Source organism: Sporosarcina sp. E16_8 (assembly GCF_017347095.1).
Classification (GTDB): Bacteria; Bacillota; Bacilli; order Bacillales_A; family Planococcaceae; genus Sporosarcina.
In genome coordinates, this window is the sequence record NZ_JADPRZ010000002.1 from 225,344 (window position 1) to 251,494 (window position 26,151).

Annotated in this window: 20 protein-coding genes and 1 riboswitch; of the genes, 6 read left to right on the forward strand and 14 right to left on the reverse strand. The window is 41.4% G+C overall.

What is annotated here, in order from left to right; translation table 11 throughout:
- Positions 1-71: 71 nt before the first annotated feature.
- From I2484_RS02885 to I2484_RS02900, 4 genes are all read right to left on the reverse strand, one after another.
- Positions 72-1,487 carry a carbon starvation CstA family protein gene (locus I2484_RS02885; RefSeq protein WP_207149514.1) on the reverse strand — a complete coding sequence of 472 codons (1,416 nt, stop codon included), beginning with the start codon at positions 1,485-1,487 and terminating at the stop codon, positions 72-74.
- 187 nt (positions 1,488-1,674) lie between these two features.
- Positions 1,675-3,033 carry a branched-chain amino acid transport system II carrier protein gene (gene brnQ, locus I2484_RS02890; RefSeq protein WP_207149515.1) on the reverse strand — a complete coding sequence of 453 codons (1,359 nt, stop codon included), beginning with the start codon at positions 3,031-3,033 and terminating at the stop codon, positions 1,675-1,677.
- A 372-nt stretch (positions 3,034-3,405) separates the two neighbouring features.
- The gene (locus I2484_RS02895; protein WP_207149516.1) at positions 3,406-6,483 is read right to left on the reverse strand and encodes an AAA family ATPase; all 3,078 of its coding nucleotides are present in this window, start codon (positions 6,481-6,483) and stop codon (positions 3,406-3,408) included.
- The gene (locus I2484_RS02900) at positions 6,480-7,637 is read right to left on the reverse strand and encodes an exonuclease SbcCD subunit D (RefSeq protein ID WP_207149601.1); all 1,158 of its coding nucleotides are present in this window, start codon (positions 7,635-7,637) and stop codon (positions 6,480-6,482) included. The genes I2484_RS02895 and I2484_RS02900 overlap by 4 nt, the downstream gene beginning before the upstream one ends.
- A gap of 149 nt (positions 7,638-7,786) precedes the next feature.
- A riboswitch (TPP riboswitch) is annotated at positions 7,787-7,890 on the forward strand.
- Between the two features lie 275 nt (positions 7,891-8,165).
- On the opposite strand from I2484_RS02900, the gene tenA reads away from it, so the two are divergent.
- Genes tenA through I2484_RS02920 form a run of 4 tightly spaced genes read left to right on the forward strand, consistent with a single transcriptional unit; the run spans position 8,166 to position 11,305 of the window.
- Positions 8,166-8,858, forward strand: a complete 693-nt coding sequence (gene tenA, locus I2484_RS02905; protein WP_207149517.1) for a thiaminase II — start codon at positions 8,166-8,168, stop codon at positions 8,856-8,858.
- Positions 8,845-9,594 (forward strand): ABC transporter ATP-binding protein, encoded by a 750-nt coding sequence (locus I2484_RS02910; RefSeq protein ID WP_255551023.1) that lies wholly within the window; start codon positions 8,845-8,847, stop codon positions 9,592-9,594. Before tenA ends, I2484_RS02910 begins: the two co-directional genes overlap by 14 nt.
- Entirely contained in the window at positions 9,591-10,331 is a 741-nt protein-coding gene (locus tag I2484_RS02915; protein WP_207149519.1) for an ABC transporter permease subunit, read from the forward strand. Before I2484_RS02910 ends, I2484_RS02915 begins: the two co-directional genes overlap by 4 nt.
- Positions 10,328-11,305: an ABC transporter substrate-binding protein gene (locus tag I2484_RS02920; protein WP_255551024.1), complete on the forward strand. Its 978-nt coding sequence runs from the start codon at positions 10,328-10,330 to the stop codon at positions 11,303-11,305. Before I2484_RS02915 ends, I2484_RS02920 begins: the two co-directional genes overlap by 4 nt.
- Before the next feature lie 145 nt (positions 11,306-11,450).
- Here I2484_RS02920 and I2484_RS02925 read toward each other — a convergent pair whose 3' ends face one another.
- The 3 genes from I2484_RS02925 to I2484_RS02935 are packed head-to-tail and all read right to left on the reverse strand — an operon-like array spanning position 11,451 to position 14,013.
- Complete coding sequence (locus I2484_RS02925; RefSeq protein WP_207149520.1) at positions 11,451-12,383, reverse strand: metal ABC transporter substrate-binding protein; 933 nt, start codon at positions 12,381-12,383, stop codon at positions 11,451-11,453.
- A gap of 32 nt (positions 12,384-12,415) precedes the next feature.
- Positions 12,416-13,276, reverse strand: coding sequence for a metal ABC transporter permease (locus tag I2484_RS02930; RefSeq protein WP_481886371.1), 861 nt, complete (start codon positions 13,274-13,276; stop codon positions 12,416-12,418).
- Entirely contained in the window at positions 13,273-14,013 is a 741-nt protein-coding gene (locus I2484_RS02935; protein ID WP_207149521.1) for a metal ABC transporter ATP-binding protein, read from the reverse strand. The genes I2484_RS02930 and I2484_RS02935 overlap by 4 nt, the downstream gene beginning before the upstream one ends.
- Positions 14,014-14,438: 425 nt before the next feature.
- On the opposite strand from I2484_RS02935, the gene I2484_RS02940 reads away from it, so the two are divergent.
- Entirely contained in the window at positions 14,439-15,224 is a 786-nt protein-coding gene (locus tag I2484_RS02940) for an enoyl-CoA hydratase-related protein (protein WP_207149522.1), read from the forward strand.
- 15 nt (positions 15,225-15,239) lie between these two features.
- Entirely contained in the window at positions 15,240-16,274 is a 1,035-nt protein-coding gene (locus tag I2484_RS02945; RefSeq protein WP_207149523.1) for an enoyl-CoA hydratase/isomerase family protein, read from the forward strand.
- A gap of 54 nt (positions 16,275-16,328) precedes the next feature.
- On the opposite strand, the gene I2484_RS02950 is transcribed toward I2484_RS02945, so the two are convergent.
- The 7 genes from I2484_RS02950 to mmgD form a co-directional block, all read right to left on the reverse strand.
- Entirely contained in the window at positions 16,329-17,789 is a 1,461-nt protein-coding gene (locus I2484_RS02950) for a CoA-acylating methylmalonate-semialdehyde dehydrogenase (protein WP_207149524.1), read from the reverse strand.
- Entirely contained in the window at positions 17,790-18,692 is a 903-nt protein-coding gene (locus I2484_RS02955; RefSeq protein ID WP_207149525.1) for an NAD(P)-dependent oxidoreductase, read from the reverse strand.
- Positions 18,693-18,704: 12 nt separating this feature from the next.
- Complete coding sequence (locus I2484_RS02960; RefSeq protein ID WP_207149526.1) at positions 18,705-20,432, reverse strand: acyl-CoA dehydrogenase family protein; 1,728 nt, start codon at positions 20,430-20,432, stop codon at positions 18,705-18,707.
- Positions 20,433-20,576: 144 nt separating this feature from the next.
- Positions 20,577-22,349: a sigma 54-interacting transcriptional regulator gene (locus I2484_RS02965; RefSeq protein WP_207149527.1), complete on the reverse strand. Its 1,773-nt coding sequence runs from the start codon at positions 22,347-22,349 to the stop codon at positions 20,577-20,579.
- Positions 22,350-22,451: 102 nt separating this feature from the next.
- Positions 22,452-23,360 carry a methylisocitrate lyase gene (prpB, locus tag I2484_RS02970; protein WP_207149528.1) on the reverse strand — a complete coding sequence of 303 codons (909 nt, stop codon included), beginning with the start codon at positions 23,358-23,360 and terminating at the stop codon, positions 22,452-22,454.
- 18 nt (positions 23,361-23,378) lie between these two features.
- Positions 23,379-24,815, reverse strand: a complete 1,437-nt coding sequence (locus tag I2484_RS02975; protein WP_207149529.1) for a bifunctional 2-methylcitrate dehydratase/aconitate hydratase — start codon at positions 24,813-24,815, stop codon at positions 23,379-23,381.
- 82 nt (positions 24,816-24,897) lie between these two features.
- The gene (mmgD, locus tag I2484_RS02980; protein WP_207149530.1) at positions 24,898-26,028 is read right to left on the reverse strand and encodes a citrate synthase; all 1,131 of its coding nucleotides are present in this window, start codon (positions 26,026-26,028) and stop codon (positions 24,898-24,900) included.
- Positions 26,029-26,151 lie beyond the last annotated feature (123 nt).

Sequence of the window (26,151 nt, forward strand, 5' to 3'; positions counted from 1 at the left end):
AGCGAAAATCCGGTTTCCTCTTTATGAGGAAACCGGATTTTCGTTTAGATCATTCAAGACTTCAGTAAAACTTATTTCATAGCAGCATCTTTGTGACGAATAATCTGTCGAATGTAGAGGGCAGCCACCCCAACAGTCAAAATAGCTCCTATGAAGAGCGATACTGTGTAATCCATGTTGACTCCTTCAGGTGCGTAGAAAATATACGTACATACGACCCCTGTCATAAATAGAGCCGGTACTCCAGCAATATAATGCGATTTACCTGCTTTCATCAAGAACGAAACGGCTGTCCACAACATGATAGTTGCGGACAGCTGATTCGTCCACCCGACATAACGCCATAAAAATGTATAGTCAATTGTCGATAAAAAAAACATCGGAACCCCAAGTGCGATTGTAATACCAAAAACGATAACTTTTCTATCAGGATTAACCCATTTTGAAATGGATTCAGTCACAATCATCCGGGAAGAACGGAGAGCAGTATCGCCCGTTGTAATCGGTAAGATAATCACAGCTAGAATAGCCAGGATACCTCCGACTGTTCCTAAAAGCGTTGTGGAAATTTCATTGACAACACCTGCAGGTCCCCCAGCCGCCAGAGCAGCCTGTAAACCGCCTGTCCCTCCGAAGAATGTCATTCCAGCAGCAGCCCAAATGAGCGCAATGACGCCTTCAGCAATCATCGCACCGTAGAATATTTTACGACCTTCCGACTCTTTTTTCATCGTCCGGGAAACGATTGGGCTCTGGGTCGAATGGAAGCCCGATATAGCACCACACGAAATTGTTACCATAAGGAGCGGCCATATTGGTAAGTCACCTGGATGTAAATTTTCTAGTGTCAGGTTTGGAATCGGCTGACTGCCGAAAATGAGGGCTACAGCGATTGCAATTGCCATGAAAATAAGGATAGCGCCAAAAACCGGATAGATTCTGCCAATGATTTTATTAATTGGCAGTACAGCTGCCAATATAAAGTAACCAAATACGAGAATCAGTGCAGCCATAAAGCTAAGCGGCGTAATTTGTGCAATTAGCTGAGCTGGTCCCGCAGTAAATGCAGCAGCAACTAGGATCATCAACACGATTGAAATAATTGTGATTGCTTTTTTAGCAAAGCTCCCTAAATACTTACCTACAATTGTCGGGAATTGCGCCCCACCGTGTTTCAGTGACAACATTCCCGAAAAGTAATCGTGTACACCCCCCGCGAAAATACTCCCGAAAACAATCCAGATGAACGCTACTGGTCCGTACAGTGCACCCGCAACCGCGCCAAAAACCGGTCCAAGTCCCGCAATGTTCAATAATTGGATGAGCCATCCTTTCCACCAACTCATCGGTACATAATCCATACCATCATTCACCGTGTACGCCGGTGTTTCTCTGGCATCATTCACCCCAAATGCTTTTTCAACAACTTTCGAATAAACTGCGTAGCCGGCGAAAAGTACAATCAAAGATGCAAAAAACGTTACCATTTACGCTTCCTCCTCTATGTATAAAACCAATACACTGACTATTATATATTGTTAGATATATAAAACAAGAGTAAATATTATAAAATAATTAAATCACCTTGATAACTATTACAACTTACTCAATCTTTTTTCATCAAAAAGAGCTTCATCACTTTATTAAAAAGTGATGAAGCTCCCTACTTTCAGTTTATTCAGCATATGCAGATGATGTACCTAGCAAACGAGCCGCTATTCCTGTAACTAGCATGACTGCTAGGACCGGTAACAACCACCCAAGACCTTCACTATAGAACGGTAAGGTACGATCATAAAACGAAACGATTGGTGCCATCCATCCAAAGTAGTCAATATCGAGTGATTTGCAAAGTGTTTTCAAACCATCTATCGTACTGATCATAAATGCAACAGCTGTTGCCGATACGTATACAAGACGCGAGTGGTTAAATAGCGGTGAACAGAACGTAAGCAGTATTAAAACAACAGCTAGCGGATAAAGGAACATCAATACAGGAATCGAATACGTTATGATGTTCGACAAGCCAAAGTTTGCCACAATGAAACAGAATGTAGTGAAAATCGTTACGAATATTTTATAACTGATTTTCGGCATAATTGTATGGAAATACTCTCCACAAGCCATCATTAACCCAATACTAGTCGTCAAGCATGCAAGAAGTATTATAACTGCAAGCATGACGGAACCGAATGCACCGAAATAATACGAAGATGCATTGCTTAAGACGGGTCCACCCGTGTCAAATAGTCCTAATACCTGTGTACTCGTAGCTCCCAAGTATGCAATTCCTACATAAAGAATTGCAAGGAACGTCGTTGCAACAGCACCCGTCTTAGCAGTCGCAGCTAGAATAGCCTTCTTATTCGTCACACCCATCGAGCGGATGACGTTGATAACGAGAATTCCAAAGACGAGTGATGCAAGTGCATCCATCGTATTATACCCTTCCGTAAAGCCTTTCATAAATGGTCCACTTACATATTCACCCTGCGGAGATCCAATCTCCCCCATTGGTTTAACTACAACCAACACGAGTAATACGAGAAGCAACACGATAATTGCCGGTGAAAGTATCTTTCCGACACGATCGACTAGTTTTGCCGGGTTCAGTGTTAGCCACAATGTAACACCAAAAAATAGCAATGTGAAAATGATTAAAGCAATTTGTGTATATTCTTCACCTATAAATGGAGATATACCGACATCAAATGCAACAGCACCTGTACGCGGGGCTGCAAAAAATGGCCCGATTGTCAGATATAGAAGGGATGTAAAAATCACTGCATAGACCGGATGGATTCTACTTGCTAGATCCTGTAAATTACGGCTACCTGAGAAGCCTATCGCTAATATACCAAGAAACGGAAGCCCTACGCCGGTGATCAAAAAGCCAAGAATAGCAAGCCACATATTCGTTCCCGCATACTGTCCAAGCTGTGCCGGAAATATTAGGTTTCCTGCTCCAAAAAACAATGCGAATAACATCAAACCTATAGCAAGATATGACGAAAATGATAATTTCTTTTCCATAATCCCGTTCCCCCTTGTTGTAAACAAACTTTAAGTGTATGCAATATATCGCTGAAATTAATAGTACCCTTTTCATTCGTAAAATGCAATATATTACTTGAAATCCCCTTCTTTTCTATAATTAAATAGAGTTATTATTAAATTATTACTATTCACTCATTAATGACTATAAAACGATATATTGTTCGTCAGAATATCAGCTAGTTCCAGGGTATTGTTGTCTATTCGCAGATAAATTTTCTACTATGAATAACACTTTGCACAAACGATCATAAACGTCGAATTACCGACCATATGTATAACCCATAATCCTCAAGACTCTTTACGTGAAATAGCCGGTTTACATGATGTTCATGTAAACCGGCTTTCCATTCATTTTATAGTAAACTTCGTGTGACTATGGCCTTCCTTAGCTTTTTTCACTTCGAGAATTGCAGGGAATGCAGCTTTCAGTTCTTCAACATGAGAAATGACGCCAATCATACGACCTGATTTCTGCAAATCAATTAATGTATCAATCGCTTTATTCAACGATTCTTCATCAAGCGACCCGAATCCTTCGTCAATAAACATCGTATCAATCGAGACCGAACCTTGGAAACTTTGAATCACATCTGCCATACCAAGCGCTAAACAGAGAGAGGCATTGAACTTTTCGCCACCTGACAATGTCTTAACGTCACGTGTTTGACCTGTATAAGCATCATATACATCGAGACCCAGACCACTTTGTTTCCCTCGTACTTCCTGTCGGTCACTTCGGATTAAGACGAATTGACCGCTCGATATTTCTTTTAGACGTTCGTTCGCCGACTGGATAATGCGTTCCAAATACTCGATTTGAATATAGCGTTCGAATGACAATTTCAATCCGTTCTGTCCCCTTACGATATCGTAAAGGTCTGTGATTTTCCCATATACTCGTTCAAGTTCAATCACTTTTACGGATGACTGCACAAGTTTCTCTTTCAAACTGAATGCATTTTTTTCATACTCAGAAGAAGCATTGTAGTCAGTAAGTGCGGCTTCATAGTCAGTTTTCAATTCGGCCACTTTCGTTGCTAAATCGCTTAAATCCACCACTTGTTTCCCTTCAAGCAGTACCTGTAATTCCCCTATTGCATCGCGTAAACTATGAAGTTGTTGTTTGAATGCTGCCACTTTTTCTTTTAACAAATTGCGGTCCGCTTCTTCCATTTTCGCCTCGCGATAAGCCTGTTCTGTTAGGAAAGCCGAGTCTTCTAATGCTTTTTTGAATCTACTTTCCGCACGACCTCTCTTCCCTTCAACTTCTTCCAAGGTTTCCCTAGCATGAATTTCTGCCGATTTCGCCGCCCCCAAATTCTCGTTCGTTTCTTCACGCACTTTCTGGACTAATTCCCAAGCGTAATTTAATTCTGCTTTTTTCTTTTCTGTTTCAGCAATCCGCTCTTGTAGCGTGGCTAGTACCCGCACATCTTCGGGTATCGTTTGTAATGTCATATTAAAAAGGGCTAGTTGAGTATCATAGGTCGATTGTTGTTGAATCAATGCACGTTCCATTTCGATTTTCCGTGCCATGATTTGCGCTGTAATTAATTCTTTGTTTTTCAATTCCTCTTTTAGATTAACTAGCAATTTTCGATTTTCACGAAGTTTAGCTACTTCTGCTTCTAATCTCTGTTTTTCCTCGTGCAAATTATTTTTGTCCACTTCTATAGCTAACCGCTTCATGTCATTTCCTTTATCAGTTAACTGCTCGATAGTATTTTGATAGGTAATAGTTGCAGTTCGGAATTGCCCCTCAACTTCTGTTAACCGTTCTTTCTCCACTTCAAGCTGTTCCCTCGAAACGGTTACTTCGATTGTTTTATGCAATTTAGCGGGATGATGTTCACTCCCGCATACTGGACAGGATTCCCCGTCTTTCAAAGATTCAGCCAACATAGCGGCTTGGTTATTTAGCCAGAGTTGTTCTACAGCATCGTATTCCAATTTACTTTTTTCATAACGCGCTTCATTATCGCGTTTTCCTTTTTCCAATACGTGCATCCGATTTTGAATGACAATGAATTCATCCAGTAGTTTGCACTTTTCAATCATCTCATTTAGTTGATCGATACGTTCATCGTACGGAACAAGTCCTACTTCAAACGTCTCGATTGTCGATTTCACGTTTTCCAATTTACCGATTTCTTCTTCTGTCATTGCAACTACTTTTTCAAGTTCTTTTTCCAAACAATCATTTTCTTTTTTCATCACATCAAGAGCAGTTTCCTTAGCCGCCAAACTTGAAACAGGCGGAAGGTAATCTTTTAGCCGAATCAAACTTTCTGTCAGATTTTCACGGTCAGCTTTTCTTCCTTCTTCCACTCTAAAATGCTGTCCAGCAAGTTCCATTTTTTCTGTTGCTACCTGAACTATCGCCGTTGCATTTTTATGATTATCGGCTTTCACGGCAGTTTCTTCTTTCAATACGATTAACTGCATTTCGATTTCACCGATTGAAATGGCTCGCTCTGCATCGGCTATTTGTTGCTCTTTTCGTTCCATAATCGGCAACTGTTCCGTTAACCCATTTAACGATAATTCTTTTTGACGTAATTCAACAAAGCGTTCATTCATACTTTTCGCAGCGTGGTACATTTCTTGCATTTTTATGTGCTTCGCATAAACATCGTCATAACTCTTTTTCACAACAACCGTCTTGTCTTGATAAAACACAAATTCTTCTTCTAACCCTTGAACGATTTGATTCACATTGTAATGTTCATTCGCCAGAACAGTAAAGACCGATGATTCCCGCTCCGGCAGTAAGGACGCTATTTGTCCAATATGCCCCTCGCTCTGTTGCATCTCTTTCGTCAATACCGCCTGTGCGTCGTCTTTCTTCCCTTTTAACTGTTCCACTATTTCACGGTACTTATCTGTCTTGAATATTTTCCGCATGATTGTTTCTTTATTTTCTGTATCAGACGTCAGAAACTTGCGGAACTCCCCTTGCGGTAACATAACAATCTGACTGAATTGCGCTTGTGTAAAGCCAATCAGTTCTTCCGCCTTCTTGTTAATTTCAGATACAATCTGCCTGTCAACAAGCGGTACTTCTCCGTCATCCGTAAGTTCATAGAACTCGCAGCGTGCAGACGTTTCGGACTTGTTCCCTTGTTTGACATACGGAATTTGCCGCATGATGCGGTACGTCCGGTTATGAATGTCAAACGTCAACTCAACGGTCGTTTGAACTGCGTCGTCAGCGAAATCGCTTCGCATCGCACGATTATCAGTCCGATCTTCTCCGCTCGCCTGGCCATATAGCGCAAAACAAATCCCATCAAAAATCGTCGTTTTCCCGGCGCCAGTTGCACCTGAAATAACGAAGAGCCGATTGTCTTTCAGTTCTCTGAAATCGACTTTTTCCGTCCCTTTATACGGGCCGAATGCAGTCATTGTCAATTGAATCGGTCTCACAGTCCCGTCCCCTCCTTATGCATAACTTCATGGAGCACTTCCGCAAAGAGGGTTTCCGTTTCTACGTCCGCCGCTTCACCTTTCATCTCTTCGTAAAATGCTTTAAAGAGCGCTAAATCATTATGCTTCCCATGTTCCATACGTTGTTCATCCACTGCATTTGCGGTCAGCATGGACACCTTTCGCTCAACATGCATCGCGTTCGGATAGACCGACCTGACTTTTTCCATCGGGAATAAAACCGGTGTCTCTTCTAGCAATTTAACAAAAATATAATCTTCACTTACTGGATGCAACAAAATGTCTTCCATTGTCCCTACAACTGTCCGCATATCATGCTTCGGCTTCAACTCCCGTTTTTCAACAGATACCTGCCCTTCAGCATCGAGTTCAATGATTAAAAACCCTTTTTTATGATGTTCTTCTGAAATCGAATATTTCATTGGCGAACCCGCAAAGCGCACTGTTTCATTTAACACATAATGCGCCTGATGGAGATGACCAAGGGCAGTATAATCAAATCCTTCGAAAAGATGCGCGGACACATATTCCGCTCCACCAATCGCTAGCGGTCGTTCTGAATCACTCGTATTAACTTCACTTTCTCCGTGAGGCGTCACAAAGGCATGTCCTACAAACACATGTCGAACACCTTCCATCATTTTTTCACGAATGCCTTCTACCACTTTTTTCATCGCATCGTTATGGTTCATAATCGTTTCATCATCGTGCAAATGCTTTACGACAGAAGGATCCACAAATGGTACAAGATGAAAATGAACCTCACCGTAGTCATCTGACAAAACGACCGGTTCTATTTCTTTCGTCATCTGACCCGCAATATGATAGCCATTTGCACGCATCAGTCCACTGCCAAAATGGAGTCGTCCCGGGCTATCATGATTCCCTCCAATCGCAAGGACTGGTATTCCGAGTTCCATAGTAATTTTTTCAAGCACTTCGTCAAGTAATGCAATCGCTTCTGTAGGTGGCACCGCACGGTCATACAAATCGCCCGCGATAACGACCGCATCCGGCTGCTCTTCTTTGATGGCCTCTACGAATTGATCAAGGACATAACGCTGTCCATCTGTCATATAAACACCCTGAACTAGCTTGCCTAAATGCCAGTCCGCTGTATGGAAAAACTTCAATTTCATTTCCCCCTTCAATACTCTTTCCCCCTACTTTACAGGATAATTCCTTAAAAATGAAACATACATTCCTTTCTAACTATTCCAAAGTTAAGGTTGACCTTCTATTTTTTATGTGTTTATAATGTGAGTGAGTCCAATTTCATATGATCCACCGCTAGGGGTGCTCTAACAGAGCTGAGAGAGGCATGTGCCTTGACCCTTATAACTTGAACTGGTTAATACCAGCGTAAGGAAGAGGTGCTGACACAATAATTCTGCCGGTCTATTTTCCGGGATACTTTTGACTGTCCACAACCCACTTCTTCTTCAAGGAGTGGGTTTTTAACTATATTCAGCAAAAGTCTCCCACTTCTACAGGTGATGCATATTCACTAAACCTAACCCCTGCTGAATATAGTTAAAGCCTCCGGCGGATGCCGCAGATTTTTGGGCGGGGTTTATCGAGCAAATTCGATAAACATCTGGACGCAAATACGCCAAGGCATATTTAATTTATTGGAAAAAATCAAAGGGAGTGTTGGATTTATGAAATTCACTGACCGCTTGCTTGAAAAAACATTACCAATCTGGAGACAGAATCATAGCCATCCGTTCGTACAAGGGATTGGTGATGGGACACTTGATCCGGATAAATTCAGGTTTTATATGGTACAGGATTACTTGTATTTGATTGATTATGCAAAACTGTTTGCGATAGGGGCTGTCAAAGCCGATGACTTGGAAACAATGGGCAAGTTCGCAACGCTTCTCGACGGAACACTAAACAAGGAAATGGCATTGCATCGTAGCTATGCACTACGGTTCGGCATTTCTGAACAGGAACTAGAAGACGCAAAACCTTCTCCGATTGTTCTTGCCTATACGCACTATATGTTGCATGTCTGTCAAAATGGAACCGTTGCCGAAGTTATGGCTGCACTGCTTCCTTGTGCATGGAGTTACTGGGAAATTGGCAAGGAACTGAATGCTATTCCAGGAGCCGCAAATCACCCGTTATACGGAGACTGGATTCGTATGTATTCTTCTGATGAATTCGAGGAACTTGCTGGCTGGTGTATCGATTTAATGAACAAATCAGCAGAGGGTAAACCGGAGCATGAACTGTTAAAGCTTGAAGATATCTTCCTCAATACAACTCGCTATGAATACATGTTTTGGGATATGGCGAATACAAAACAAATGTGGCCTGGGGTCGAAATGGCAAATGCTAGCGTTTGACGATGTTTCATTCACGTACCAATCAGGCAATAGCATACTCGATCATCTGTCATTCAACATTCTTCCCGGCGAGTTTATCTCAATAATTGGCGTGAGCGGTTCCGGTAAAAGTACGATTTTCCGTCTTGTAACCGGACTAGATGAACCTTCAGAGGGTACCATTTCTCTTGAAGGGAATCAAAACAGTCTGCGCCTTGGAAAGGTTGGCTATATGCCACAACAAGATTTGCTACTGCCTTGGCGAACCATTTTAGAAAATGCATGTCTTCCGCTTGAAGTAGCCGGATTAGATAAAAAGGCTGCCAGGGAGCAAGTGCAACCATTATTAGAGGAGTTTGGTCTTGGTGGAACAGAGCATAACTATCCCGGCGAACTTTCCGGTGGAATGAAGCAGCGCGTCGCTTTCTTGCGCGCTGTCCTTTCTGGGAATTCCCTACTGTTGTTGGATGAACCGTTTTCGGCACTTGACGCTATCACTCGACTGTCGATGCAAGAGTGGCTCATCAATCAATGGGAAAAGCGCAAATCAACTGTACTTTTCATCACACATGACGTAGAAGAAGCATTATTTCTGTCTGACCGTATTTTTATGTTGCAAAACAAGCCCGTCACTTCATTCGTGGAAATCGAAGTGCCTCTTGAAAGACCTCGAACTAGAAACGATTTACATCGTGCTGAAATGCTCGATCTAAAGGAACTGCTTATCAGGAAGCTTAGAAGTGAGGTAACACCGTGAAAAATGCAGCATCCTTATTAATCATTGCTGTATTCCTAAGTATCTGGGAGTTGGGCGCACGCCTTTACGGTAAAGCGTTCATTCTACCTTCCCTTATTCAGATATTCATTCGTTTTTGGGAATTGAAGGAAGTATTGTTGTTGCAACATCTGCCTGTTACTTTGATGACGATTGTTATCGGCTTAGCCATTTCTATTATTTCAGGAACAGCCCTTGCCGTACTGATGTCTTCCCGTCCAGGCGTCCGCAAAGCACTCTATCCCATTCTCATTGCATCTCAAATGATACCTATTATTGCGCTTGCACCTATTTTCGTACTTTGGTTTGGCTACACAATTTGGAGTAAAGTTGCCGTTACCGTACTTATCACATTTTTCCCGATAACAGTGAATACATTCGATGGTTTATCGTCAGGAAAAAAAGAAATACAAGAACTCTTTTTGACAATGGGCGCTTCAAAAAAGGACATTTTTTATAAATATTCCGTACCAACTGCACTTCCCCATTTCTTTTCCGGAATGAAAGTCGCTGTGACACTAAGCGTAATTGGCGCTGCAATCGGAGAGTGGCTAGGAGCGCAGGCAGGCCTCGGTTACTTCAGTAGGCGTATGATGACGCAGTTCGATGGTGCAGCTGTTTTCGCACCCATTTTTGTCCTTAGTGCAGTCGGAATCGGTCTATTCATCTGTGTGACTATCATTGAAAATCGAACGTTAGAATGGAGGAGTAAAAATTGAAGAAAATCACATTATCACTTACAAGTATCGCGCTAATCCTATTGCTCAGCGCGTGCAATAATAATGAAGATACAGAAAAGGTAAGCATCATGCTTGATTGGTATCCTAATGCGGTACATAGCTTCCTTTATGTCGCGGAGGAAAAAGGCTATTTCAAAGATGAGGGTATAGAACTGGATATCAAGTTCCCTGCAAGCCCGACTGATCCCATTAATCTTGCGGCAGCGGGAAAAGTAACGATGGGCATCACCTACCAGCCTGACGTCATCATTGCGAAGTCTGAGCAGAATATCGGGATCAAATCCGTCGGTGTTCTCGTCCGCTCACCGTTGAATCACGTAGCATTTTTGAAAGAAAGCGGTATCGAGTCACCAAAAGATCTGGAAGGAAAAACGGTAGGCTATTCAGGAATCCCTTTGAACGAAGCAATACTTGAAACAATGATGAAAGCAGACGATGCAGACTACAGCAAAGTAAATATGGTCGATGTCGGGTTTGAATTAAATTCTTCATTGATTTCAAAGAAAGCCGACGCAGTTATCGGAGCATATATTAATCACGAAGTACCCCTACTTGAATATGAAGGTTTTCCAACGGGCTATATTGACCCGACAGACTTCGAAATACCTTCGTTCTATGAACTTATTGTTGTGACAAGTGACGATACGTGGAAGAAAGACCAAAAGAACATCGAAGCATTTTGGAGGGCTGCCGAAAGAGCCTTTGATGATATGGAGAAAAACCCTGAAGAAGCGCTGTCTATCTTGCTGAAATACCAGGATGAAGCGAATTTCCCACTCGTCGAGGCTGTTGAAAGAGAGTCGCTTTCGATTCTTCTTCCGAAAATGAAAGCACCTGGTTCGTTTGGTGAGCAGGATGAGGAGACATGGAAAGCGACTGCTGATTGGATGAAGGAAACCGGATTATTGAACAAGGAAGCTAATCTAGATGGTATTTATAGTAATATGGACTAACAAAGGAGCAAGCATATACTGATTTTATCACCGCCACAAATTGTGTTATCACCGTCTAAAACGGACTAATCACCGACACGACCATATTCGCGAAAAAGCAGCCAGGACTTTTGAAGTAAAAAGTCCTGGCTGCTTCGTCATTTTATTATTTATTCAAACCACTATAAATCATGTCTGCGTTCCATCTAAGCATTTTAACATACGTATCGCCATCATCACCAGGTTTCCCTAGAGAGTCCGTAAATATCTTTCCTTTAATTGGAACGTTCGTTTCCCTTGATACCATTTCCATGCTACGTGGATCGATACTTGTTTCTAAAAATAGCGCTTGAACCTTTTCCTCGTTGATGGTTGCAATGATAGTTGTCAGCTGTTCAGGTGTTCCTTCATGGTGTGAATTGATTTCCCAAATGTAGGCTGCATTAAAATCATACGCTTCAGAGAAATATTTGAACGCACCTTCACTCGTTACGAGTATCCGCCGTTCTTCCGGAATCTTATTCATCTTCTCCATAATTTCTTCATGAAGAGCTTTAAGTTCAACAATATACGAATCTGCGTTTTCATCGTAACGCTCCGCATTTTCTGGATCCATTTTCTTCAGGGATTTTCGTACGTTTTCTACATACTTGATACCATTTCTTACATCGAGCCAAGCATGGGGATCTTCTTCCCCTAAATGGTCCTTCGAATTGAGGAGCATCGGTTCAACCCCTTCACTTACACGAAATACCGGTGCATCCACCCCCGTTTTCCCAGCAGTTTCCATCAACTTGGTAAACCATGCATTTCCTTCTTCTAAATTTAGCCCGTTATAAAAAACAACATCTGCATCTGTCGTCAAAGCGACATCTGCCGGTAGTGGATCATATTGGTGAGGATCTGATCCAATCGGTGCAAGGCTGTGAACATCGACCAAATCTCCTCCGACATTTTTCACAATATCGTAGACAATCGAATAAGTCGCAACAACCTGCAGTTTTTCACCCTTCTCTTTTGGTGCAGTCGTCCCCTGTCCACATGCCGACAACAAGGCTCCTACAACAATCATCGTAAACAGCATAATACTTTTTTTCATAATCAAACTTTCCCTCCATTTTAAATTACCATTTAAGACACGGCTGATTTTTGTTTATTTGTTCGTATTGCCCGCCACAATAAACCTTGTTTCGGTGAGAATATAAACGCCATGAAAAACAAAGCTGTTGCGACGAGTACAATTGTTGCGCCAGATGCAAGATTGTACGTAAAGCTCAAATACAAACCAATTACCGCCGAAATCGATCCACATGTAGCCGAAATGACTATCATGACAGACAGTCGGTCAGTTAATAAATAAGCTGTCGAAGCGGGTGTAATAAGCATCGCAACAACCAATATGATGCCCACCGTTTGTAACGATGCGACCGTGACAAGCGTTAATAGAATCATTAAAAAGTAATGGATCATCTTAGTCGGAAGCCCATATGCTTGAGCCATAATTGGGTCAAACGAACTAACAAGCAACTCTTTATAAAATATATAGACACTTAACAACACGAAAATACCAACTATCAGTGTCATCCACATATCAGAAGGTCTGACCGCCAATACATTCCCGAACAGGATGTGATACAAATCCGTACTACTCTTCATAAATGTGATAAGGATAATCCCAGCGGCAAATGCGGCTGTAAACATAATACCAATCGCGGAATCATTTTTCACACGGCTATTTTGGTTGATGAACCCAATACCAATTGCTGTTAAAATACCTGTTATCACCGCTCCGATAAAGAAATTAATACCTAGCATGAAAGAAATTGCGACACCAGGTAATACCGCATGAGATATGGCATCCCCCATCAGGGCCATTCCTCTTAAAATAATAAAACAGCCAATGACGCCACTAATGATACCGACCATCACTGATGTAATAAGCGCTTTTTGCAGAAAACCATATTGCATTACTGCCTCGATGAAATGCATCATTTATCCATCACCCCATCTAAAAACGATAATTGCCCGCCGTATGCTTTTGAAATCATTTTAGGCGTAAACACTTCTTCCACACTGCCCTTCGCAATTAACTCCTTGTTTAGTAACAATAGTTCATCAAAATACTTTTCCGCCTTATTCAAATCATGATGAACGACAATAATTGTTTTACCTTCATCGCGCAACTCTTTTAATATCTTCACAATCATCTCTTCACTCGTTGCATCTATTCCAACAAATGGTTCATCGAGTAAAAATAAATCTGCCTGCTGAGCAAGTGCTCTAGCCAAGAAAACACGCTGTTGCTGACCGCCAGATAACTCTCCAATTTGACGGTTCTGAAATTCAGTCATATCAACTTTCTCAAGACATTTCATAGCCAATTCTCTCTCTTTCCGACCGGGCCTTTTCAATAGTCCGACTGTCGGATACGTACCAATCAGAACTGTATCCTTAACAGTAATTGGAAAATCCCAATCGATAGTACTACGCTGCGGAACGTAAGCAATTCGTTTACGTACTTCTTTCAGTGTGGAGCCAAGGATAGTAATTTCACCTTTATCTTTTGGTATCAAATTTAATAATACTTTAAGTAAAGTCGACTTCCCTGCTCCATTCGGTCCAATGACTCCAACTGATTTCCCCTCAGTTATCGTAAATCCTATATCATGTAACACTTCTTTTCCATAATACGACACATGCAAATTCGAAACTACAATTGCATCTTTCATATTGATACACCTCCATACATCTATTTATATGCTGAAGTTTCCTTAAGGCAACTTCTAAAGTAAATTTTTTTGCCCATGGGAAACTTTATAGACAAAAAAATGAAACGCGTTATTGTTTCCCTCAGGAAACTTTACTAACTTCATAGTAGAACATCTAAAACCAAAAGTAAAGAAAATAATGTTTTTTTAAAAATTAGCCCTAGAAAGCCATACTAACAGCTTCAGTAGTTTCCCTGATTAGACTTCAATTCACAGACTTCGCCCGATAAAAATCTACCGACCACGAAAACTTTCATATGACGAAGGACTGTAAAACTGTCTAGACAGTTTTACAGACCTATTTTAATTAAACCTTCCTATTACACACTCTTTAGACTGGCATGATAATTGCATAACTATATAGTTAATAAAGGAGTGGAGAAATCATGTCGAGAAATTTCACAAATCTACTGATTGAAGATGAAATTGCAATCGTTGAAATAGACCATGCACCAGCCAATACATTGTCAACTGCATGTATTGCTGAACTAAGAGAGGTTTTTAAAAGTCTTGCCAATGATGATAAGTTAAAAGCGATTATTTTAACTGGTGCAGGTCGATTCTTTGTTGCGGGTGCTGATATTAAAGAATTCATTGATGCACTAGGTGACGACCAGAAAGGATTAGCAATGGCCACAGCTGGACAAGCAATTTGCAACGAAATAGAATCGATGAATAAACCCGTTATCGCGGCCATTAATGGTGCTTGTCTTGGTGGAGGATTGGAATTGGCTATGAGCTGTCATTACCGGATTGCCGTTTCTACAGCCAAGCTTGGATTACCCGAACTTCAACTTGGACTTATCCCTACTTTCGGCGGAACGCAAAGGTTGAGTAGGATAACCAGTACAGCCACTGCATTGGAATTAATTTTAGCAAGCAAACAACTTAACGGCGACGAGGGAAAGGAAGCTGGACTTATCCAATTAGTCGTTTCATCAGATGATCTCTTGCCAACAGCTAAAATGATTGCCAAAGCATTTGTAGACGGAAAGAGTATGACCAGCGTCACGCGAGCTGTAGAGTGCATTATACAGGGAGCAAATGAATCCTTAGTGAATGGGCTAGAACGGGAACGTAACAATTTTGCCGAACTGTTTTTAACAGACGATGCCAAGGAAGGTGTACACGCATTTATCGAAAAAAGAAAACCGGTATTTAAACATACGTAAAAGGAGTTGTAAACGATGACAGAAGAAGTCCTTTTTTCAATAAGCGACAATGGAATTGCAACAATTTTACTCAATCGACCGAAAGCTTTAAACTCACTGTCCTTCGCAATGGTTCAAGCAATCGGGGAAAAACTAACAGATTGGAAGACAAACGAACTTGTCAAAGCTGTAATAATCAAAGGTGCAGGAACAAAAGGCTTATGTGCCGGCGGAGATATTAAAACATTATATGAAGCGAAAAACAGTAAAAATGGTCTCCTAAAAGCAAACGACTTTTTCACAGTAGAATATCAAACAGATTTATCCATTGCTCAATTCCCTAAACCAATCATTGCTTGTTTGGATGGAATTGTCATGGGAGGCGGCGTAGGCTTAACTTATGGGGCTTCTATTAAAATCGTTACCGAGCGTACCGTTTGGGCAATGCCAGAAATGACAATTGGTTTTTTCCCCGATGTAGGTGCCGCCTATTTTTTAAATAAGGCTCCTGGATTCATTGGTCGATATTTAGCATTGACGGCCACACAATTAAAAGCTGCTGATGTGCTGTATATAAATGGGGCAGATCATTTTATGCCTCACGAAAAACTACTGCTTTTCATCGATGAATTGGAGGGAACGCAATGGGAGCAGACAACCATTGACACATTGCTTGCAAAATACACATCAGCCACACCGGATGAAGGTAAACTAGCATCTTTGCAAAAAGACATAGACTACCATTTCTCTCAGACAACGATAGAATCCCTCTTCGATGTAATAGAGAAAAGTGACACTTCATTCTCGAAAGAAACCATAAAAACAATGCGGACGAAATCACCTGTGTCATTAAAAGTGACATTAAAGCAGTTAATTGACGGCGAACATAAAACATTGGAAGAATGCCTTGCCACGGACCTTATTCTTGCAATGAACTTCATGAAACACGAAGACTTTTTCGAAGGAGTTCGCTCTGTCTTGATTGATAAAGATCTAGCACCATGCTATAAGTATCCACATATTTCATCTGTTTCGAATGAAATGGTCAACGATTTTTTCATAACTGACTAAATAAAAAAAGCCGAATCCTCAAACAAGGAATTCGGCTTTTTTTCAATTCTCTTCTTAGAACCAACGCTCCGTTACAACTTTTTTACGCGTATAAAATTGTACCCCGTCTTTCCCATTTGTACCAAGATCTCCATAGAACGAAGATTTGTTACCGGCAAAAGAGAAGAATGCCATTGGTGCAGGTACATTCACATTTACTCCAATCATACCCGCATCGATTTTTTCACGAAACGTTTGGGCACTTTTACCACTTCCCGTATAAATGACTGCTCCATTGGCAAACTTCGATTGATTCGTCAGTGCAATTCCCTCTTCTAAATCCTTCACACGAACAATGCTTAACACTGGAGCAAAGAGTTCTTCCTGCCAGATTTTCATTTCGTTGTTCACGTTATCAAAAATAGTCGCTCCAAGATAATTTCCTTCTGCTAGCTGACTATCTATTTCTCGGCCATCGACAATCAGCGTAGCCCCTTCCGCTATACCACTCTCTATATAACTGAGCACACGTTCTTTATGCGATTTGCGAATAAGAGGACCGACAAAGTTCTCTTCATAACGTCCATCTCCTACTGATAATTCACGCGTTTTTGCAACAAGTAGTTCAATAAAATCATCTGCAACTTCATCAACAACTGCAACGACCGAACAAGCCATACAACGCTCACCGCTACTACCAAACGCTGCACCAATAACTCCTTGAACCGTTTTTTCTAAATGACAATCCGCCATAACAACCGCATGGTTCTTTGCACCTGCAAGCGCCTGAACACGTTTACCGAATTTCGTACCTGTTTCATACACATGTTTTGCAACCGGTTCTGATCCAACGAAAGAAATTGCTTTGACATCTGGGTGCTCAAGTAAACTGTTCACCACTTCTTTTCCCCCATGCACCAAACTTAGAACACCTTTCGGGAAACCGGATTCGTGAAATAATTCAACGAGATGTCCAGCCAATACAGGCGTTCTTTCAGATGCTTTAAGTACAAATGTATTCCCGCAAGCAATAGCGAGTGGAAACATCCAAAGGGGCACCATCATCGGGAAATTAAATGGAGTTATCCCTGCGACAACTCCAATCGGGTAGCGCCAGACAGATCCGTCAATTCCGGTAGCCATATTTGGTAGTGCCTCTCCCATCATCATGCTAGGTGCTGACGTAGCAAGTTCCACTACCTCAATCCCTCTTTGCACTTCCCCTCTTGCATCTGTCAATGTTTTTCCGCTTTCCATCGTAATAATCTGTGCTAACTTCTCTTTATGTTCCTCCAACTTTTGCAAATAAGTAAACAGAAGACGGGCACGATTTGGAACTGGTATATCGGCCCACGATAGAAAAGCTTGTTTTGCCACTTCCACTGCAGCATCGACGTCTTTCTTTGTAGATAGTGGTACATAAGCAATTGTTTCACCTGTCGCTGGATTTGAAACTGTTTCAATCTCAGTTCCGGATGAGTCCACCCATTCACCGTTAATCCAATTTTTCATTTGCTTTATAGTTGTCGTAGTCATTTATTTCAATCCCCCTATTTTAAATGCTATTTTTTGATGTCCAATTCTTTTATACAAAGCCGACATATCCTCTTCCGCTAATCCCGCATGTTCCGCTTCTTCATAAACAGCCAAAAGGGCTTGGCTGATTGGGAGATGCAACTGATTACTCTCCGCCAATTGCAATGCGAATCCCATATCTTTTCGTAATAACTTCAGCGCAAATCCCGGTTCATACTTCTCATTTGCGATAAATGATTTGAAGTTCCGTTCATATATTCGACTCTGTCCATAGCTGACATTTAACATATCAAAAAGCTTGTTCATGTCCATGTTATTTTCATTTGCTAATGCCAACGCTTCACTCACCCCTGCGGTATAGAAACCGATGAGTAGATTATTAATCAATTTTGCAATAGTCCCACTGTCAATTCGCTCATTCACATGAAACAAGTTTTCGCCCAGTACTGAAATAATCGGTAACGAACGCTCATAGTCCACTTCCCGGCCACCTACCATAAATGTCAGTGTCCGATTTTCCGCACCTATCACACCCCCGCTGACTGGTGCCGCTAAATAAGCAACTCCTTCCGCTTGTGCTTCCTCGCTGATACGGCGATTCAGTTCAGGCGAAACAGTGCTCGTATCAATCAAAAGAATATTTTCATCACTTTGGTGAACCAAGCCTGCTTCTCCTAAATAAACTGATTCCACCGCTGCTGATGATGGTAAACTCGTCAAAATAATAGCGCAACATCCCGCCATTTGTATTGCAGAATGCCCAATTATTCCCCCTGCTTGCTGAAATTCAATTTCTGCTAATTCACTTCGGTCATTTCCATAAACAGTGAATCCAGATTCCAGTAAGTTTTTCGCCATGGGCATTCCCATATTTCCTAAGCCGATCATGCCAATTTCCATCATCGAATCCCCCATTTAGACGCTATATCGAGCGCTTTCTATTATTCCTTGAACAATTTCCCTTTTCTTGATAAACATATTACTGTAAAGCGGGGCTAAGATTGCTTCAATTTCCATCAGCATAAGCCCGCGACTTTTCTCATCAGGAAGAGCACTTGATACAAACGAAATTGCTGCTGTTTGAATACTTCGATACCCCTCTTCACATATGACATCAGACAGTAGCATCTTCCTTTTTTCCTCGGATTCTCCATTTTTCATTATTGCCTTCTCAGTCCTTAACAACGCAGATTCCATGATGAAAAGTCTTTCATTCATACTGGATAGTAACCCCAAATACTCTTGTTCTTCTTCAATTGATTTCCCTAAAGGTCCAGCAAGCGCTTTCACAACGACTCCGATAAGTTGTTTCGCCTTTACAAAGTAGCCGTAATGACGCGTCAAAGCATGTGGACGATTGTCTACTTCGTTTTTTGCAGGCCATAATTGCCCCTTTTCGATTTTTTTCAGTAAACCTTTAGAAATTGCAAGACGATTAATTTCATTCGTCCCTTCGAAAATCCGATTGATTCGTGCATCGCGATATAAATTTTCCACTTCATATTCCTGCATATAACCATATCCCCCGTGAATCTGCACTGCCTCGTCAACAATATAGTCAAGGGCTTCTGAACTATTCACTTTATTTATTGCACAATCAATCATGAAGTCAGCGACAATTCTTACTAACTCCTCTACCGAATCAACAGACTGAAGCGCGTCATCCATTTCCCCCGCAGTTCGGTATGCCGCACTTTCTGCACCGAAGATTCGTACTGCCATATTGGCTAACTTTTCTTGTATCATTGTGAAGTCAATCAATGCTTTACGGAATTGCTTTCGTTCTTTCGCATAAGCCACTGACAGATGTAATGCATGCTTTGCTGTTCCGATATTGGCAAATGCAAGTTTCAATCGAGCCATATTTAAAATATTTAAAGCTATATGATGCCCTTTCCCAATTTCCCCCAGGACGTTTTCAACTGGTATTTTGACGTCTTCTAAAATAAGAGTGGCAGTAGATGAACCGTTAATCCCCATCTTTTTTTCCTCGGGTCCAACTGACACTCCTTCAAATGTTCGCTCTACGATAAATGCAGTCATACCTTCGGCAATTTTTCCAAACACTACATAACAATCAGCGAGATGAGCATTTGTTATCCATTGCTTTTCGCCATTTAATACCCAGTCCGTACCTTCTTTGTTCAAGACAGCAGTTGTTTTTGAATTCAAAGCATCCGATCCTGCATTTGACTCTGTCAAGGCGTAAGCACCAATCCATTCCCCACTTGCCAACTTTGGTAAGTACTTTTCCTTTTGGGCTTCTGTACCAAAATAGACATATGGCAATGTACCAACGCCAACATGAATATTAAACGAAACGCTAAATGAGCCGGCCGCACCCATTATCTCTGCAACGAGACCTGCAACCATTTTTCCTAACTCGAAACCTCCGTAGGCTTCCGGGACTTCGATACCAAGAAGACCAATATCCCCAGCTTTTTCAAAAAGAACACGAACATCTTGATTTTCTATCGACTGACCTTTTTCAAGGTGTGGCTTCACGTCCAGCTTCAGAAATTGTTTGGTTGTTTTGGCAATCATTTCATAGTCGTCTGTAAAATCTTCGGGTGTAAAATAGGAATAAGTCATACTACTATTTGTTAAATTAGTGTCTGAGATTAAGTGTTGTATCTGCTCCATTTCTCATTCCCTCCATTCAATGTTATATATTGCAAGTTGCATGCCAATTAAATATCAGACGGAACACAGACGTTTCTAAGCTATGGAAAGCGCCAACTGTCTAACTGACTAGACAAGTTGACGCTTCTATTTAGCAGTTTGCAATTACAACTGATAACGAGATAGTTTATTATAAAGGGTTGCTCTTGTGATGCCGAGACGTTTAGCCGCTTCCGACTTGTTCCCACTTACTTCTCTTAATACTTTTTCAATGATATTCTTCTCTTCTTCCTTATGCACAAGTTGTCTTACTTCATTTCTTTCGCTTAACGACGAGGGAATAGTCATATATTCTTGTTTCTTTTCTATTCGAAGAAATTCGTTTGGTAAATCACTTATTTCTATATGGGATTCGCTTGTCAAAGCAAATAATCTTTCCAATACATTAATTAACTCGCGTACATTCCCTGGCCAATGATATCGGAAGAATTGCTGCATGACTCCCTTATCAATCGTTTTACCCTCACTTTCGTACATTTGACAAAGAGTTGGTAACTGTGCAGAAATAATGAGTGGGATATCGCTTTTCCGATCCCTAAGCGGAGGAATATTCAAGGGGATCACGTGAAGCCGATAATATAAATCTTCTCTAAACTCGCCTTCCCTCACCATTCTTTCCAGATTTTTATTTGTAGCAGTAATAATCCGGAACTGGACCTGAATCGGTTCAGTTCCACCAATGCGTTCCACCTCTTTTTCCTGAATCACCCTAAGAATTTTCACCTGTGTCGCAAGTGGCATGTCACCAATTTCATCTAAGAAAATTGTCCCCATGTGAGCAAGCTCAAATTTTCCAGGTTTCCCTCCTTTTTTCGCACCTGTAAACGCACCTTCCATATAGCCAAATAGCTCCGATTCGATTAAGTTCTCGGGAATTGCTGCACAATTGACACTGATAAAACGTCCGCTGCTCATCTTACCCGTATCATGTATCGCCCTAGCAAATTGCTCTTTTCCAACACCACTTTTCCCAGTGATCAAAACTGGAGCCTTAGACTGTGCTGCCATTCTTGCAAGCTTCTTTGTTTTAGATATCGCGGGACTCTCTCCGAGGATATCTTCAAAAGTGAAACGTTTAGGTGCAGCAACTTTGCCCACCACAATCGATGTTTCATTCCCTTTTTGTTGCTCTAACGAATCTATTTGAGTGATAATTTGCTGGACTTCAGAAACACCTTCATAAATAAGCATACCGACAGCCCCAACAATACGACCATTTTTCCAAATCGGCATTCGATGAACGACCATTTTTTGCCCCTGCAGCCAATGGATTTGATTACGCTCAGGGATACCCGTTCTAAGGACAATTGGTATCCTTGTATTCTCAATAACATTTTCCACTGGAAGGCCAATTGCCTCCTCCTTAGTCACGCCAACATAGCGGCTATAGTTTTCATTGAACAATTGAATCACACCAGCTTCATCTACAATCGTCAATCCTTCGTAAGCCGTATCAAAACACAGTGCATACCACTCGATTGTCTCCTTTGACTTTTCGAGTCGTTGAAAGAGGGCTTGATTAATCTTCAACAGTTTTATTTGTGTGATTACTCCTTGGAGCATGCCTGTCTTCTCACATACGACATAGGTTGGACAGCCATCCAGTTGCTTCACTGGAAAATCTTCGTTCACCGAACGTAAGACTGCACTAATAATAGAGTCGATCGGTTCATTCCAACCTATTCCACTTTTAATAGTAGCAAGGCAATCCCCTAGTGTGACGACTCCTATTAATCGTTCATGATCCACAACTGGTAGTTCCGAACAATTTCCTTCAGAGAGTAAACGTAATGTTTCTCCTATTTCAAGGTCCTTTGTCAACACTTGCGGATATTCGCTCATCCATTCTTTAACACTATAATTATCTGCTTTTACCATTTCTCATCATCCACCTTTTGATAATGTGAAAAGGCGATGATCCACTCTTAGGCATGCCTTACTTCCATGCCTAAAAGAACGAATCATCGCCGCTATTCAGTATTACTGCTCTTTTGTTAATACGGTCTTCGCTATTGACTCGTCCAATGCTTCAAATTCATCATAAGAAATAGTATCGTATAACTCACTTCTCGTTTGCATATCAGAAAGTGATTGTTCTTGTGAACCCTCATTAATGATTTTCCCAAAAACACGTTCATAGGCTTTTGCAGCCACTCTTAATGAAGTGACAGGGTAAATCACCATTTGGAAACCCATCTCCGCAAATTCATCTGCGCTATAATAAGGTGTTTTTCCAAACTCAGTCATGTTCGCAAGCAAAGGAACCGAAATCTCTTTGGCAAACAGTCTGAATTCCTCTTCAGATTGAAGGGCTTCCGGAAAAATAGCATCCGCACCCGCTTCGACATATGCCTTCGCTCTATCAATCGCTTGCTCCAAGCCTTCAACCGCGCGCGCATCTGTTCTCGCAACAATTAGGAGTGTAGGTGCAACCTGTTTCAACACTATTATTTTCTGCACCATTTCTTCAGTAGAAACCAAGTTCTTTCCATTCAAATGGCCACATTTCTTAGGTAATTGTTGGTCCTCTAGTTGTACTGCTGCGACATTAGCTTCTACCATTTCACGGGCTGTCCTTGCTACATTCAATACACCGCCAAAACCTGTATCGATATCAACAAGCAGCGGTAAATCGGTAGCACGCACTATATCCCTTGCTCGCTCCGCAACTTCAGTTGACGTCACAATCCCTAAGTCTGGTAAACCACGACTAGCTGTATAGGCAGCCCCCGATAAATATAGTGCAGTAAATCCGGCATCCCGTGCAATAAGCCCTGCCATCGCATCATGCGCACCAGGGATTTGAACGATTCCTGGCGCATGCATGATTGAATGGAATTTCTTAGCTAATGTTTCTTGTGATGATTGTTGATCAACAATCCATGCCATTGTCATTCTCCTCCACTCTTAATGCAAAAATAAGTCGATAAATTCTTTGACGCTCATCTGCTCTAATTTACTTTGGCTAACACACGCCACTTCTATTTTTATTCGCTTTTTTTCTGGGTAATGAGTCATCAGTGTAGCCGAAAATTTCTCGCGTATTTGAGGGATAGCTTCCTCTCTTCTAAAGCGATGACCAAGCGGATACTCACTTACTACTTTTTCCGTTGTCGAGCCGTCTTTAAATGTAACTTGAACAGCATTGGCGATCGAGCGCTTGCTCGGATCGAGATAATCTTTACTATACTGCTCGTCCTCTACGACAATCATTTTATTTCTTAATTGATCGATACGTGAGTCATTTGCCACGTCATCTTCATAATGATCTGCAACAACATCGCCATATAGTAAACCAAGCGCCGTAATGTATTGGATACAATGGTCACGGTCAGCGGGATTGTTGAGCGGACCTACTTTATCGATAATACGAATAGCAGATTCATGTGTCGTGATTGTAATTTTCTCAATATCATCAATACGCTCCTTTATCTCCTGATGCAGAATAATGGCACATTCCGCCGCTGTTTGCGCATGGAACTCGGCTGGATACGATACTTTAAATAGTATATTCTCCATTACATAAGAGTCAAAAGGACGTGCCAGTGTTAATTCCTTTTGATTGAATAAAACATCTTGGAATCCCCACTCCGGAGCGGATAGCGCTGTCGGATAACCCATTTCACCTGTCATCGCCATCATCGCCAGTCGTACACCCCTACTCGTTGCATCTCCTGCTGCCCAGGACTTTCGTGAACCGGTATTAGGTGCTTGACGATACGTTCTAAGGCTTGCGCCATCAATCCAGGCATTTGTCAACGCATTATTTATTTCTGTACGTCCCCCGCCAAGCATTTTGGTGACGACCGCAGTTGTAGCAATTTTGACAAAATGAACATGGTCCAGTCCAACACGGTTCAAACTATTATCTAGTGCAAGTACGCCTTGAATTTCATGTGCTTTAATCATCATTTCCAATACATCACGTACAACAAGTGGGTTTTTCCCTTCCGAGAGACGCACACGGCTGAGATAATCCGCTGTAGCTAAAATGCCACCTAAATTATCGGACGGATGACCCCACTCAGCAGCTAACCATGTGTCATTATAGTCGAGCCATCGTATCATGCAGCCAATATTAAATGCGCCCTGGATGGGGTCCAGTACATACGATGTACCAGGTACACGACTGCCATTTGGAACAATAGTACCTGGTACTACAGGTCCTAGTAATTTCGTACACTCCGGAAAGCTTAATGCCAATATTCCACACCCGATTGTATCTATTAATACATTATGTGCTGTCTTATATGCTTCCTCGCTTGTAATTTCTTTATTTAAAACATAGTCCGTAATTTCCTCTATCAACGTGTCCATTGTCATTTGTTCCTTCAATTTCAACATCTAACTCTTCCTTTCCTCTTTCAATTTGTTTAGAATAGAACTAAGTGATGCCTAATGTATCGCTATTGTGGTGAACGGCCAGTTACAACTCCCCAGTTGAATGATTGCTGTGTCGTTCGCCTATATAATGAACTCTTGGACGGTATAAACGATTATTTTCATGTTGTTCAATAACATGCGCACACAATCCTACTGTTCTAGAACCAAAAAAGATTGGTGTGTATAATGGGATTGGAATGCCCAGCATCCAATACACCGGTGCCGCGTAATAATCTAGATTTGGATAAAGTCCTTTCTCTCTTTCCATTATTGCTTCTCCCGCCTCACACATTCGGTAAAGGAGATCGTCACCCTTTAGCGCACATAACTCCATTAACGCATTCTTCATTACCAAAGCCCTTGGATCCATCTTCTTCATATAAACTCGATGACCAAACCCCATAATTTTCTCTTTATCACGCAAACGCTTTTCTAATAACACTTCAAAAGCGTCAACAGAACCGGCCTCTAAAAGCATATTCATGACTGCTTCATTCGCTCCTCCATGTAAATAGCCCTTTAAAGAGGCAACCGCTCCTGTCAATGCACCATATAAATCCGAAAAAGTCGAGGCAATTACCCTTGCGGTGAAGGTGGAATTTGGCATTTCATGCTCGCTATAAAGTAGTAGTGACTGATCAAAAATAGATTCTTCCAACTCTGTCGGTTTCCTCCCCGTGATCATATAAAGGAAATTAGCACTGTATGACAATTCTTTCAACGGGAGGATTAGTTCCTCTTCCTGTAAAATATGAAAGCTGTTTGCAATTATGTCCGGAATTTTCCCAAGTAACTCGTAAGCTCTTTTTTTATTGATAGCTAGCGTATGCTGATTAATTTCCTTATCATAGCCTGCTAAAGCCGATATCCCAGTTCGCAATGCATCCATTGGATGTGTCTCTTTAGGCAATGCTTGCAAAACCTTTGTGACACCTTCTGGCACACCATGCTCTTTTTTTAGTTTATCTGACAAACCTTCTTTTTCAGTATCAGAAGGCAAGGTATTTTCTATTAACAAGTGGACAATATCAAGATACCCTTTAGTTTTTGAGAGCTCGATTAAATCGTATCCTTTGATAATAATCTGCCCCAATTCCGTATCGAGCAGCGAAATGGATGTTTCAGTGGCAATCACGCCTTCAAGTCCTGGTAAAAATGTAAGTGTATTCGTCATACTATTTTCCCCCAATCTGAATGGTTATGACTCCGAGATTTGTAAACGCTTTCAATTAACCTGAAATTATCCTATTTGTATCTATTCGCAGTGCTTCCCATTATTTCTGACCATAAAAAAAAC